The following is a 12,894-nucleotide window of genomic DNA, read 5'->3' as shown; positions in this document are numbered from 1 at the left end:
GCGGGTGCCGGACCGGGTCCTGCCGTCGCCTGCCCGTTTCGGGCGGACTCACCGCCGGGGGCGGGAGGTTGGGGCCGTTCGGCCCCTGCCGTGGGCGGGGACACCGGGCGATGCTGGATACACCGCAGGGCGGCTCGTCGCGTCAAGGTCACACCGGACCACACCGACAGCCCTGCGGACGGACCCGGGCCAATTCCCCTGCTCCGCCGACGTACTCCGGGACCTCGCGCGGGAACGACGCGGTCCTCATTCTGAGGAGCAGCACCATGGAAGTCCTGATCTTCCTTCTGGTCAGCGTGATCCTTTTGGCCCTGGTGGCACTCGCAATGGCCGTCAAGGTCGTCAAGCAGTACGAGCAAGGGGTGCTGTTCAGGTTCGGCCGGCTCGTCGGATCACGGGAACCGGGGCTGCGGGTCATCGTCCCGGTCGTGGAAGTCCTGCACCGGGTGTCGCTGCGGATCGTGACGATGCCGATCCAGTCCCAGGGCATCATCACCCGGGACAACGTGAGCGTCGATGTGTCGGCGGTCGCCTACTTCCGGGTCGTGGACGCGGTGAAATCGGTCATCGCGATCGAGAACGTCAACGCGGCGATCAACCAGATCGCCCAGACCACCCTGCGCAAGGTCGTCGGCCAGCACACCCTCGACGAGACGCTCTCGGAGACCGACCGCATCAACCTCGGCATCCGCGAGATCCTCGACGTCACGACCGCCGAATGGGGTGTGGAGGTCACCCTGGTCGAGCTCAAGGACATCCAGCTCCCCGACAGCATGAAGCGGGCAATGGCCCGCCAGGCCGAGGCCGAGCGCGAGAAGCGCGCCAAAATCATCAACGCCGAGGGCGAGTCACTGGCCGCCGCAGCGCTCGGCGACGCCTCGGACATCATGATGAACCACCCGCTCGCACTCCAACTCCGCAACCTCCAGAGCCTGGTGGAGATCGGCGTGGACAAGAACACCACCGTCGTCTTCCCCGCCCCCCTCATGAGCACCATCGGTGAACTCGGCTCCTTCCTCGCCCGCGAAACAGCAGCGGCCGCCACCCCCACCGCGCCGCGGTCCGCCGGCGACACCAGGACCGACCCCGCCCCGGTACTGAACGGGGCAACCAAGACCGTCTGATCAACCGCGTCGCCATGGCGGTGACCTGCCAGGACCTGTCCTGGCAGGTCACCGCCATGGCGACGCGGGACGGTGGTCCCCTTGTGCCTGGTCCGAATGGGGCTACGCTGGCGACTAGACGTCCTGGACCCCGGCGCTTACTGCCAGTTGACACGGATGCACCCGGGCGGCTTCCTGCGCGGTCGCCCGATGCTTCCCCCGCGGCCGCCGGCCCGATACCCGAACTCTCCCGCCGTACGGCCGCATTCAGAGACACACGGCACCGCGCCCGGAGTCCATGACCGTGTCCTGGGGCATCAGGAAGGACCGTTGCTCCAGTCTTCCCCTCGCGAAGACACGCACGTCCTGCCCCGCACCACGGCGCCGTGCCGACCTCTTCCGGACGGAGGCACAATGCCCACCTCTCAGATGCTGACAGCGCATCGGCACGGCGCTGATGGCCGGGTCCTGATCACCGGGGCAGGCGAACCCGGCAACGATCCGGTGCCACGTACGGGACCTCCCCAGAGGCTTCGGCCAGTGCACCCGGGCTCCGAGCCCGGCTCCCGGAGCCCACGGTGGTGACCACACCGACCGGGACCCGAACCGCCGACGCGGAACCCCACAACCCCCAGGTCGAACGGCTCCTCGCACGCCGACGCTCGGTCGTTGCCTGGTGTGACCGTCACCTGATGGCCATCCACGCCCTGTCCACCCTCATGACGGACGACCCGGGCATTGTCGAGGCGGCCCTGTCCGAGGTGTTCGCCGACCCCGTCGACCCTCCCGCGGCCTTCGGCAAGGAGGAGAGCCCCAGCTTCGCTGTCCCTGCTCGTCACCGAGCACCCCCACGGCCTGCTCCCGCACACCTGCCCGCGGCCAGAGACCGCTGTCCCGACAGCGCCTCCTCCCCGCTCGACCGCATCGAGCTGGCTCTCCACCTCATCGGTGACCGCTCCTGCGACACCGTCTCCCGAACACTCGGCCTCCCCGAGCGCTCCATCGCCGCCCGCCTGAGTTCGGGGCTGTGGGTGCTGTTCACCCCCTGCGACGGCGATACCAGCTACTCGCCGCATGGCCGGCTCTCTTCCGGGTGCCGTTAGGTCTCCCACGTGAACAGAAGCAAGGAAAACCTCATATGAGGACCCGGGTGAACGACGCAGCGTCCGGCACACCTCCGGTGCCGCAGGCCCCGGTCGAGGCCGCCCCGCTGCGCCGCCTCGACCTGGACGAACTGGCCCGTGTGCGGTTCCCTCCCCGGCGCCCGAGCGGATTCTGGAGACCGAGACCGTCCACGAACTGCTGAACAGCGGCACGCTCGTCATCTGCGCGGGCGGGGGAGGCGTCCCCGTCACCGCCGACCGTGTCCTGTGCACTGCCCGGCCCTCCCCGCAGGCCGCCGCGCGTCACGAGGATCGAAGCGGAGACATTCCAGTGCGAGGCAAGGGAGAACCGGCGATGACAGCGACAGTGACGGCCGGAACGCGGCCGCCCGAGGCATGGCGTGGCTTCGCCGGGACACGGTGGCGCGAGCGTATCGACGTACGAGACTTCATCCAGGCCAACTACACGCCGTACGAGGGCGATTCTGCCTTCCTGGCAGGTCCGACGGGCCGCACCCGAGCCGTGTGGGAGAAGGTCAGTGCCCTGTTCCCGGAGGAGCGGCGCAGGGGCATCCTCGACGTCGACACCGCGACCCCGTCGACGATCACCTCGCACGCGCCCGGATACATCGACCGCGAGCGGGAGTTGATCGTCGGCCTGCAGACCAATGCCCCGCTGAAGCGCGCGATCATGCCGAACGGCGGCCTGCGGATGGTCGAGAACAGCCTGAAGGCGTACGGCTATGAACCCGACCCCTTCGTGTCCCGCGTCTTCGGGACCTATCGCAAGACCCACAACGACGGCGTCTTCGACGCGTACACCCCCGAGATGCGGGCCGCCCGCAAGGCCGGGATCATCACCGGACTGCCCGACGCCTACGGCCGCGGCCGGATCATCGGCGACTACCGGCGCGTCGCGCTGTACGGCACCGCCTTCCTCGCGCACGCCAAGCGCGCCGAGCGCGCTCTCCTCGACGCCGGGCCGTCGACGGCGGACACCATCCGGGACCGTGAGGAACTCGCCGAGCAGATGCGGGCGTTGGGCGAGCTGACGCGGATGGCGGCCACCTACGGCTGCGACGTCTCCCGCCCGGCCGCCACCGCGCACGAGGCCGTGCAGTGGCTCTACCTCGGCTACCTCGCCGCCGTGAAGGAGCAGAACGGCGCCGCGATGTCGCTGGGCCGCACGTCCACCTTCCTGGACGTCTACCTCCAGCGGGACCTGGACGACGGAGTCCTTGACGAGTCCCGTGCCCAGGAGCTGATCGACGACTTCGTGATCAAACTGCGGATCGTACGGTTCCTGCGCACCCCCGAGTACGACGCGCTGTTCTCCGGCGACCCGACCTGGGTGACGGAGTCCATCGGCGGCCTCGGTTCGGACGGCCGCCCGCTGGTCACCCGCACCTCCTTCCGCTTCCTCCAGACCCTCTACAACCTCGGCCCCGCGCCCGAACCCAACCTGACCGTGCTGTGGTCACCCCGACTGCCACCGGGCTTCAAGGAGTTCTGCGCCCAGGTGTCGATCGACACCAGCGCCGTCCAGTACGAGTCCGACGAGCTGACGCGCCCGCACACCGGGGACGACACGGCGATCGCGTGCTGTGTGTCGGCGATGGCGGTCGGGAAGCAGATGCAGTTCTTCGGGGCCCGGGTCAATCTCGCCAAGGCGCTGCTGTACGCGGTCAACGGCGGCCGGGACGAGCTGAGCGGCGAGCAGATCGCGCCCGGGACGCCCGCGCTGACCGGCGAGTACCTGGAGTACGGGGAGTTGTCGGCGGCGTACGACCGGATGCTGGACTGGCTGGCGGCGACGTACGTCAACACGCTCAACGTCATCCACTTCATGCACGACAAGTATGCCTACGAGCGCGTCGAGATGGCGCTGCACGACCACCCGGTGCACCGCTTCATGGCCTGCGGGATCGCGGGTCTGTCGGTCGCAGCCGACAGCCTGTCCGCGGTCAGGTACGCGCGGGTGAAGGTGATCCGCGACGACACTGGGCTGGCCGTGGACTTCGAGACCGAGGGCGACTGGCCGGCGTACGGGAACAACGACGACCGGGTGGATGCCATCGCGGTCGGGCTGGTCGAGTCCTTCATGGCCAAGGTGCGCGAGCACCCCACCTACCGGGACGCCGAGCACACCCAGTCGGTGCTGACGATCACCTCCAACGTCGTCTACGGCAAGCACACCGGCAACACCCCCGACGGCCGCCGCACCGGACAGCCCTTCGCGCCCGGCGCCAACCCCATGAACGGCCGCGACCGGCACGGGGTGGCCGCTTCCGCGCTCTCGGTCGCCAAGCTCCCCTACGAGCAGGCACGCGACGGCATCTCACTGACCACGACGATCACTCCGGAAGGCTTGGGGCACGCGCCGTCCGAGCGCGCGGGCCATCTGGTCGGCATCCTCGACGCGTACACGGCCTCCGGCGGCTTCCACATGAACGTCAACGTCCTGGACCGGGCCACGCTTCAGGACGCGATGGAACACCCGGACAAATACCTGGAGTTGACCATCCGGGTCTCCGGCTACGCCGTCAACTTCGTCCGGCTGACCCGCGAGCAGCAGCTCGACGTGATCAGCCGTACCTTCCACGGATCGCTGTGAGCACCGTGGAGGCCATCACGATGGGGCGGATTCACTCCTGGGACCTGTCGACCGGTGTGGACGGTCCCGGCACCCGGTTCGTCCTCTTCGTCAGTGGCTGCTCGCTGCGCTGCCTGTACTGCGCCAACCCCGACACCTGGCACCTGCGGGACGGGAGGGAGGTCACCGTCGACGAGGTGATGGCGGAGATCGAGAAGTACCGGGACTTCATCACCACGGCAGGCGGCGGGGTGACCATCACGGGCGGCGAGCCGCTGCTCCAGCCCGCCTTCACCGGCGCGATCCTGCGCCGCTGCAAGGAGGCGGGACTGCACACGGCCGTGGACACCTCCGGCCTCCTCGGCGCCCGCGCCACCGACGAACTGCTCGCCGACACCGACCTGGTGCTCCTGGACATCAAGTCCTTCGACATCCGTGCGTACCGGAAGCTGACCGGCGGAGAGCTCGCGCCCACTCTCAACTTCGCCACCCGGCTCGACCGGCTCGGTGTCCCGATGTGGATCCGGTACGTCCTGGTGCCGGGCTGGACCGACGACTGCCAGGCCGTTGCCGGACTCGCACGCTTCGTCGCCGGCCTCGGCAGTGTCGGCCGAGTGGACGTTCTGCCGTTCCACAAGCTGAGCGCCGCGAAGTACGAAGCCCTCGGGATCCCCTTCCCGCTGCGCGACAACCCGGCTCCCGAACCGGCACTGACCGAGCGGGTGCGCGAACAGTTCAGGGAACAGGGGCTCACGGCCTACTGAAGCCGGGGCCACTGGCGACCGGCGCGCATGGAGAGCGGTAGTGCCGGGCCCGACGGAGAAGTCCGAGGTGGCGGCAGGTCTGCTCCACTGGAGCACGAGGGCGATCGGCGTCCGCGAGCAGGGGCCACCGGGCCGCCGTGGGGCCCTTCGGCCCCATGGCGTGCGCCGGCCGGGACGGCCAGGGAGCGCCGGTTCGAACCCTCGGCTCGCAAGCCGTGGCGAACGCGCGACACAACGGCGCCTCACCCCGTTGCCGGTTCCTGGCCCGGGATTCGACCGAGCGCTGAGGACCGAGGGCGTGGTCAGTCGTGCGGGACCACCGCGACCGGGGCGGCGACATGGTGCAGGACCGCGTGTGTCACCGGTCCGATGTGATTCCCGAACGGTGTACGACGGTTGCGCCGGCCGATGACGACAAGTGCGGCGTTCCGGGAGGCGTCCACCAGGTGGGAGCCCGCCGTGCCGATCAGGGCCTGCTCGTTCACCTCGACGCCGGGGAACTTCGACCGCCACGGCCGCAGTGCGTCGGCCAGCCTGCGCCGCACCTGCGTGCCCAGTTCCGCGTTGGGCTCGATATCGAAGGCCTCGCCGTAGCCGTAGGAGGAGGGCGGTGGCTTCCAGCCGTGGACTACGCGCAGGTTCGCCGCACGGCGGGAAGCCGCGTGGAACGCGAACCCGATCACGGAGTTGTCGGAGTTCTCCAGCCCGAGCCCGAGCACGACATCGCCCGTCATATGATCGTTCTCGGCGCCTTCACCGGCTCGGACGAGGACGACCGGCCGCTCGGTCCGGGCCACGACCCAGAGCCCGACGGAGTCGGCCAGGAAACCGGTCACTCCGCTCAGGCCCCGGGATCCGAGCACCAGGAGATCGGCGTCTCTGGAGGCAGCCAGCAGGGCCGTGACGGGCCGCTCCGCGCTCTGTTCGGCGCTGACGCGCAGACCGGGATGGCGTTCGGCAAGCCGGGCCGCGGTCTCGCGCGGCAGGCGTTCGGCCCAGTCGCGCCGCGGGTCGTTCAGGCGCGACGGTGTGGGGGTGCCCGTCAGTGGCGCGTACGTGCGGGGCTGCCACCGCCCGGCGTGCACGAGGCGCAGGGGCGTGTCGCGGAGCTGCGCTTCGCGGGCGGCCCAGTCGACCGCGGCGAGGCTCTCGGGTGAGCCGTCCAGGCCGACGGTGATGTTGCGGAGCATGTGGAGACCTCTTTCAGGGACGCGCTTCAGTCTCCGGCCCGGGAGCGGGTGTCAGGAGGGGCCGCTGGTCCCCGGCAGGGCCCGAAGGTCCTTCTCCGGGAGCCCGTTCAGTCGGCTCGGATCCCGCCGTCGCCCGCAGGCGGTCGGTGGGTTTCGCGCAATCGCGTCTATACGTTCCTGGAGGGGACGACCACGACCGGGCAATGGGCGTGGATCAGCAAGGCGTGGGTGACCGGGCTCAGTTGCCGGCCGAGCCGGTGGGGTCCGCGGCGGGCGCTGACGACCACGACCGCAGCGTCACAAGTCGCCTTCAGCAGCGCGGGCGCCGGGCCGGTCCGGACCGTACGGGTCCCTCCCTCGGCATGGGGGTACCACTGCCTTGGCCCGGCCACCGCAAGGCGGGGCACGGCTTGTTCGGTTCGAACCTGCCGGGTGTCATGGTCCTCCACCTGATGAGAGTGCACCAGGGACGGGAGTTCGGGCGCCAGGTAACGACGGGGCCGGGCGTTCAGCACCCGCAGCCGGGCTCCGCGGCGTGCCGCCTCCGCGAAGGCGAACACGGCGGCATCCGCATCGCTGTCGCTCTCCAGCCCGAGCAACACCTCGCCACGACTTGAGGGCCGACGGTCCCCTAGTACGACGAGCAGCGGGCCGTGCGTGTGCGCGGCCAGCCGCAGACTCACCGAGCCCAACAGCAGTCCGGCCATGCTGCCGAGCCCGCGGGTGCCGACCACGGTGAGCTCGGCGTCGCGGCCGTGACGCAGCGGCGCCTGGACAGGTCCGCCCTCGACGGCACAGGCCGTGACCGGAGGCCGGGGTGGCGGTCACGCACCCGAGCGGCTGCAGACGCCAGTACCGGACCGGCCTCCTCGAGGTCGGGCACGGCGTACACGATGTCCAGCACGGCGCCGCGCAGTGCGGCCTCTTCGCAGGCCCGGTCCAGCGCCCGTACGGCGACGAGTGAACCGTCCACGCCTACTGTCACATGACGGGTGGTCATGTCTGTCCCTCCCCTTGGCTGGTGCTGTCTAGGTGGCGGCCGACGCGCCGTCGGCCCGGTTCGCGAGGGCGGCTCGGCCCGCCTCCAGGCGGGCGGCCGGGACGCGGAACGGCGAGCAGGAGACGTAGTCGAGGCCGGTGTCGTGGAAGAAGTGGATGGAGTCCGGGTCGCCGCCGTGTTCTCCGCAGACGCCGGTCTTCAGGCCGGGCTTCGTGGCGCGGCCCTCCTCGACGGCGATGCGGACCAGGCGGCCGACGCCGTCGCGGTCGAGGGTCTCGAAGGGGGAGGCGGCGAAAATGCCCTGGGCCAGGTAGGCGGGGAAGAAGGACGCTTCGGCATCGTCACGGGACAGGCCCCAGGCGGTCTGGGTCAGGTCGTTGGTGCCGAAGGAGAAGAAGTCGGCGGCCTCGGCGATACGGCCGGCGGTCAGCGCCGCACGGGGCAGTTCGATCATCGTGCCGATGGGGCAGTCGACCGTGAGCCCGGAGGCGTCCGACACCTCGGCCAGCACGCGTTGCGCCGTCTCCCGAACAATCCGCAGTTCCTCGACCGCGCCGACCAGCGGAACCATGATCTCGGCCTGGGGGTCTCCTCCCACCCGCAGCCGTTCCACGACGGCCTCGGCGATCGCCCGTACCTGCATCTCGACCAGACCCGGGACAACGAGTCCCAGGCGCACGCCGCGCAGCCCCAGCATGGGGTTGCTCTCGTGCATCCGCTCGACGGCGGCCAGCAGGCGCCGGTCGTGGGTGGTGGGGTGGGTGGCGACGCGCACGGCGAGTTCGGTGCGGTCGGGCAGGAACTCGTGCAGCGGCGGGTCGATGAGGCGGATCGTCACCGGCAGCCCGTCCATGGCGGCCAGGATTGCGGTGAAGTCGTCCCGCTGGAGTGGCAGGAGGGCGTCCAGGGCCGCGCACCGCCCGGTCTCGTCCTCGGCCAGGATCATCGCCTCGACCAGGCTCCGCCGCTCACCGAGAAACATGTGCTCGGTGCGGCACAGGCCGATGCCATCGGCTCCGTAGCGGCGGGCGCGGGCCGCGTCCTCGGGGGTGTCGGCGTTGGCGCGCACTCCTAATCGCCGTACGGAGTCGGCGTGTTCGAGGGTGCGGGCCACGGCGTCGGTCAGCACGCCGTCCCGCTCGCCGGTGTCCAGGAAGCGGCCGACCGGGGAGTCCGCGAGCGGCAGCGCGCCGAGGTGGACGGTGCCCGCCGTGCCGTCCACGGAGATCACCGTGCCTTCGGCGAGTACGGCCTGGTCGGGTGCCGTGAGCGTCCGTGCCCCGACGTCCACCGTCAGCTCCTCGGCCCCGCACACGCAGACCTTGCCCATGCCACGTGCCACGACGGCCGCGTGGCTCGTCTTGCCCCCGCGGCTGGTCAGCACGGCCTCGGCGGCGACCATCCCTGGCAGATCGTCGGGGGTGGTCTCACGGCGTACGAGGATCACCTTGTCCCCCGTCGCGGCACGGCGTACGGCCTCCGCCGAGTCAAAGACGATCGCGCCGACGGCCGCGCCGGGAGAGGCGGGGACGCCGTGCGCCAGTGGCCTGGTATCCGCGTGTGCTTCGAAGCGGGGGAACATCAGCCGGGCGAGCTGCGCCCCGCCGACGCGGGCCAGCGCCTCGTCATCGCCGATCATCCTCTCGTCGACGAGCGCCTCGGCGATGCGGAACGCGGCCTCGGCGGTGCGCTTGCCGACCCGGGTCTGGAGCATCCAGAGCGTGCCGCGCTCGACGGTGAACTCGATGTCGCACAGGTCGCGGTACTGGTGCTCAAGGGTTCCCATGTGATCGACGAGTTGCCGGTACGAGGTCGGGTCGAGGCGGTCCAGTTCGGCGAGCGGTACGGCGTTGCGGATGCCGGCGACGACGTCCTCGCCCTGGGCATCGGGCAGGTAGTCGCCGTAGACGCCGCGGGCGCCGGTCGCCGGGTCGCGGGTGAAGGCGACGCCGGTGCCGCTGCCTCTGGACGTCGCGGTCGGGCCGAGGTTGCCGAAGACCATGACCTGGATGTTGACGGCGGTGCCCAGGTCGTCGGGGATGTGCTCGCGGCTGCGGTAGAGGCGGGCGCGCTCACTGTTCCAGGAACGGAAGACCGCCCGGATCGCGCGGTACAGCTGCTCGCCCGGGTCCTGCGGGAACTCCTCACCGGTCGCGTCCCGGATCACCTGCTTGAAGTCCTCGACGAGCTGGGCGGGGTCGTCGGTGGGTTCGTGCCGGTCGAACAGCCCCGGAGCGATGCCGAGGACGGTACGACCGTACATCTGGAGGAGCCGGCGGTAGGAGTCCCACGCGAAGCGCTCGCTGTCGGCGGCCTTGGCGAGCCCCAGGACGGACTCGTCGCCGAGGCCGATGTCGAGGATCGTCTCCATCATCCCGGGCATCGAGAACTTGCTGCCCGAGCGCACCGACAGCAGCAGGGGGTTGTCCCGCCCGCCCAGCTCGCGGCCGATTCGGTGCTCCAGCTCGGCCAGTGCGTGGGCGACCTGGGCGCCCAGCCCCTCGGGTTCCGCGCCGGTGGCAAGGTACTCCCGGCAGGCGCGGGTGGTGACGGTGAAGCCAGGGGGGACGGGCAGTCCCAGCCGGGTCATCTCCGCGAGGTTCGCCCCCTTGCCGCCGAGCACGTCCGCCATGTCACGGCCGCCCTCGGCGAATGCGTACACGTACCTGGTCATCTCTCTCACCCTCCGGGTTTGTTCAGGCGTGCGGGACGACGGCGACGGGGCAGGGCGCGTGATGCAGCGCCGCGTGTGCGACGGGGCCGAGGTGGGTGCCGAGACGGGATTCGCGGATCCGGCGTCCCACCACGACGAGGGCCGCGCCGGCCGAGGCGCTGATCAGCTCGTCGGCCGCACGTCCTTCGGTGACGCTCTCGGTGACGGCGACCTCGGGGAACTTCTCGCACCAGGGGCGCAGCGCGGCGACCACGGCGTGCTCCCGCTCCGCCCGTAGCTCCGGGCCGCTCACCGGGACGGTCCTGTCCGCCGCCGTGAATTCCGGCGGACGGCTGAAGGCGTGGATCACGCGCAGCGAGGAGCCCCGGCGCCCGGCGGCGTCGAAGGCGAACTCGATCAGCTCGTCACAGGGCCGGCCGGTGTCGAGACCGAGCACGACATCGCGGTACGGGATCCCGGGTATCTCCTCCGGGGAGATGCCGTCCGGTGCCGAGAAGTGCTCATCGGCGGTGCTCCCGCACACCCTCACCAACACCACGGGACCCAGTGCCCTGGCGACGACCCGCTGCGACACCGACCCCATCAGGAACCCCGCGACGCCGCCGAGCCCACGGGAGCCGAGGACCAGCAACTCGGCCTGCTCGGCCGCCTTGAGAAGGGCTGAGACCGGCGAGTCCGCCAGCGCCTGGCCGATGACCCGCAGACCTGGGTGCGCGGCGCGCATGCTGTCCGCCACCCGTTCCGGCAGGTCCTCGGCCAGGGCCCGTTCGGACATGTCCGCGGGCACGGACGGGGCCGGACGCGGATGCCACTCCCAGGCATGCACCAGGCACAGCGCGGCGCCCCGGCGCGTGGCTTCCCGGGCCGCCCAGTGCGCGGCTGCCAGGCTTTCGGGAGAACCGTCGATCCCCGCGGTGACATGTCGAAGCATGATCCGTACCTCCAGCGTCGCTGCCCGTGGGTTCCTCTTCTCCCACCGAGCCTGGTACTGGGGCGAGCACTGGCGCAGAGGCCGGGCAGGCCCTTCCGAGGGGCCCTTCGGCCCTGATGCCGTCCCGCCGTGCACGGGCGGCCTCCCGCACCTCGCGGCACGAGCACGGGCCATGCCTGATCGCTCTGGCCGATGCCATGCGGCCCGGCCTGGGGGCCGGGTGGCCCATGGCGGAGGAGAGGAGATGGGAAGAGATTGGAGTCGGCAGGGTCGCGCGCCAGGAAGAGGCAGGACCATGAACGCTTCCCCTACACCCACATCCACCATGCTGCGGGCGTTGCCCGCCGATCACCGCGAGCGGCTGATGCGCCTCGCCCGCGAGGTGTCGTTCCCGCAGGGCACCCGCCTCTTCAATGAGGGCGGGCGAGCCGACCGGTTCTGGATCATCCGTACCGGCACGATCGCCCTCGACATGCACGTGCCCGGCCGCCAAGCAGCCGTCATCGAGACACTCGGGCACAACGAACTCGTCGGCTGGTCCTGGCTGTTCGGACCGCACGCCTGGTAACTGGGCGCCGAGACGACGAGCCCGGTGCGCGCGTACGAGTTCGACGCCGAGGCGGTACGGGCCATGTGTCGGGCCGATCCCGTGCTGGGAATGGCAGTGACCCAGTGGGTGGGAGACGTCGTCGCCCGCCGGCTGCGGTCGGCGAGGACCCGCTTGCTGGACGTGTACGCGCCCGACGGCAGCGGCGGCGCACGCTGACCCGACCACGACGGAATCGTCGGAACCGACCAAGGAGTCACCGTGCACGGCACCCCGCACATCGTGAGCGACGTGATGACCCACACCGTCGCCTCCATCGGCCGCAGGGCCGACTTCAAGGAGATCGTGCAGTTGATGGAAGAGTGGAATGTCAGTGCCCTTCCCGTTCTGGAGGGCGAGGGTCGGGTGGTCGGCGTCGTCTCCGAGGCCGACCTGCTGTACAAGGAGGAGTTCCGCGACGCCGACCCCGACGGCTACACACAGTTGCGGCGTTTCTCCGATCTCGCCAAGGCCGGCGCCGTGACCGCCGAGGAGCTGATGACGTCGCCGGCCCTGACCGTCCACGCGAACGCGACCCTCGCGCAGGCCGCCCGCACCATGGCGCACGCCAAGGTCAAGCGGCTCCCCGTCGTCGACTGGAAGGCGTCGTCAGCCGCGGTGATCTCCTGAAGGTGTTCCTGCGGGACGATGAGGAAGTCGCCGAGGAGGTCCGCAGGGAAGTCGTGTCATATCTGTTCCCCGCGTCGTCCTCGTCTGTCCGTGTGCAGGTGAAGGAGGGGGTCGTCACACTCGCCGGGCGCGTCAGGGACACCTCTCTGGTGCCCGTGGCCGCACGCCTGGTGCGGGCCGTCGAGGGTGTGGTGGACGTCGAGTGCGAGCTCGCGGGCCCGGCTCGCCGCCCGGAGCAGTGACCGGCAGCCGAACCGGGGGGCCATCGCCGGGTTGGCCCGGTCGGCCCTGGTGCGTGCGGTTCGGACGGGTGACGATCG

Annotated in this window: 9 protein-coding genes and 3 pseudogenes; 7 read left to right on the top strand and 5 right to left on the bottom strand. The window is 70.6% G+C overall.

Going from position 1 to position 12,894, the window contains the following annotated elements; translation table 11 throughout:
* Positions 1-266: 266 nt before the first annotated feature.
* The 5 genes and pseudogenes from SLUN_RS03335 (at position 267) to pflA (ending at position 5,563) form a co-directional block, all read left to right on the top strand.
* Positions 267-1,124, top strand: coding sequence for a slipin family protein (locus SLUN_RS03335; RefSeq protein ID WP_108147082.1), 858 nt, complete (start codon positions 267-269; stop codon positions 1,122-1,124).
* A gap of 671 nt (positions 1,125-1,795) precedes the next feature.
* Positions 1,796-2,206 carry a hypothetical protein gene (locus SLUN_RS03330; protein ID WP_159100173.1) on the top strand — a complete coding sequence of 137 codons (411 nt, stop codon included), beginning with the start codon at positions 1,796-1,798 and terminating at the stop codon, positions 2,204-2,206.
* 145 nt (positions 2,207-2,351) lie between these two features.
* Positions 2,352-2,465: pseudogene (locus SLUN_RS40850) on the top strand (carbamate kinase); the annotation flags it as partial.
* Positions 2,466-2,561: 96 nt separating this feature from the next.
* Positions 2,562-4,820 (top strand): formate C-acetyltransferase, encoded by a 2,259-nt coding sequence (gene pflB / locus SLUN_RS03325; protein WP_108147080.1) that lies wholly within the window; start codon positions 2,562-2,564, stop codon positions 4,818-4,820.
* Between the two features lie 20 nt (positions 4,821-4,840).
* Complete coding sequence (pflA, locus tag SLUN_RS03320) at positions 4,841-5,563, top strand: pyruvate formate-lyase-activating protein (protein ID WP_108154489.1); 723 nt, start codon at positions 4,841-4,843, stop codon at positions 5,561-5,563.
* Positions 5,564-5,865: 302 nt separating this feature from the next.
* Here the strand turns inward: pflA and SLUN_RS03315 are convergent, their stop codons facing one another.
* The 5 genes from SLUN_RS03315 to SLUN_RS03300 form a co-directional block, all read right to left on the bottom strand.
* Positions 5,866-6,753: a universal stress protein gene (locus SLUN_RS03315; protein ID WP_108147079.1), complete on the bottom strand. Its 888-nt coding sequence runs from the start codon at positions 6,751-6,753 to the stop codon at positions 5,866-5,868.
* Positions 6,754-6,920: 167 nt separating this feature from the next.
* Positions 6,921-7,487 (bottom strand): universal stress protein, encoded by a 567-nt coding sequence (locus SLUN_RS03310; RefSeq protein ID WP_306610670.1) that lies wholly within the window; start codon positions 7,485-7,487, stop codon positions 6,921-6,923.
* A complete protein-coding gene (locus SLUN_RS42010) occupies positions 7,433-7,753 on the bottom strand; it encodes a universal stress protein (protein ID WP_306610669.1) in 321 nt (106 codons plus the stop codon). The genes SLUN_RS03310 and SLUN_RS42010 overlap by 55 nt, the downstream gene beginning before the upstream one ends.
* A 28-nt stretch (positions 7,754-7,781) precedes the next feature.
* Positions 7,782-10,427: a pyruvate, phosphate dikinase gene (gene ppdK / locus SLUN_RS03305; RefSeq protein ID WP_108147078.1), complete on the bottom strand. Its 2,646-nt coding sequence runs from the start codon at positions 10,425-10,427 to the stop codon at positions 7,782-7,784.
* Between the two features lie 22 nt (positions 10,428-10,449).
* Positions 10,450-11,358, bottom strand: a complete 909-nt coding sequence (locus SLUN_RS03300; protein WP_108147077.1) for a universal stress protein — start codon at positions 11,356-11,358, stop codon at positions 10,450-10,452.
* 295 nt (positions 11,359-11,653) lie between these two features.
* Between SLUN_RS03300 and SLUN_RS03295 the strand changes: the two are divergent.
* Both SLUN_RS03295 and SLUN_RS03290 read left to right on the top strand, forming a co-directional pair.
* Positions 11,654-12,124 (top strand): annotated as a pseudogene (locus SLUN_RS03295) (Crp/Fnr family transcriptional regulator).
* Between the two features lie 42 nt (positions 12,125-12,166).
* Positions 12,167-12,816 (top strand): annotated as a pseudogene (locus SLUN_RS03290) (CBS domain-containing protein).
* The last annotated feature ends 78 nt before the right edge of the window (positions 12,817-12,894 follow it).

The sequence above is a fragment of the Streptomyces lunaelactis genome (assembly GCF_003054555.1).
GTDB classification, from domain to species: Bacteria; Actinomycetota; Actinomycetes; order Streptomycetales; family Streptomycetaceae; genus Streptomyces; species Streptomyces lunaelactis.
The sequence above is the reverse complement of the archived record's forward strand: the minus strand, read 5'-3'. Positions and strand labels throughout refer to the sequence as shown.

What these genes read in the sequence shown, in the direction of transcription:
- SLUN_RS03335 (WP_108147082.1), top strand. Translation starts at nt 267, where the DNA reads ATGGAAGTCCTGATCTTCCTTCTGGTCAGCGTGATCCTTTTGGCCCTG.
- SLUN_RS03330 (WP_159100173.1), top strand. Translation starts at nt 1,796, where the DNA reads ATGGCCATCCACGCCCTGTCCACCCTCATGACGGACGACCCGGGCATT.
- pflB (WP_108147080.1), top strand. Translation starts at nt 2,562, where the DNA reads ATGACAGCGACAGTGACGGCCGGAACGCGGCCGCCCGAGGCATGGCGT.
- pflA (WP_108154489.1), top strand. Translation starts at nt 4,841, where the DNA reads ATGGGGCGGATTCACTCCTGGGACCTGTCGACCGGTGTGGACGGTCCC.
- SLUN_RS03315 (WP_108147079.1), bottom strand. Translation starts at nt 6,753, where the DNA reads ATGCTCCGCAACATCACCGTCGGCCTGGACGGCTCACCCGAGAGCCTC.
- SLUN_RS42010 (WP_306610669.1), bottom strand. Translation starts at nt 7,753, where the DNA reads ATGACCACCCGTCATGTGACAGTAGGCGTGGACGGTTCACTCGTCGCC.
- ppdK (WP_108147078.1), bottom strand. Translation starts at nt 10,427, where the DNA reads ATGACCAGGTACGTGTACGCATTCGCCGAGGGCGGCCGTGACATGGCG.
- SLUN_RS03300 (WP_108147077.1), bottom strand. Translation starts at nt 11,358, where the DNA reads ATGCTTCGACATGTCACCGCGGGGATCGACGGTTCTCCCGAAAGCCTG.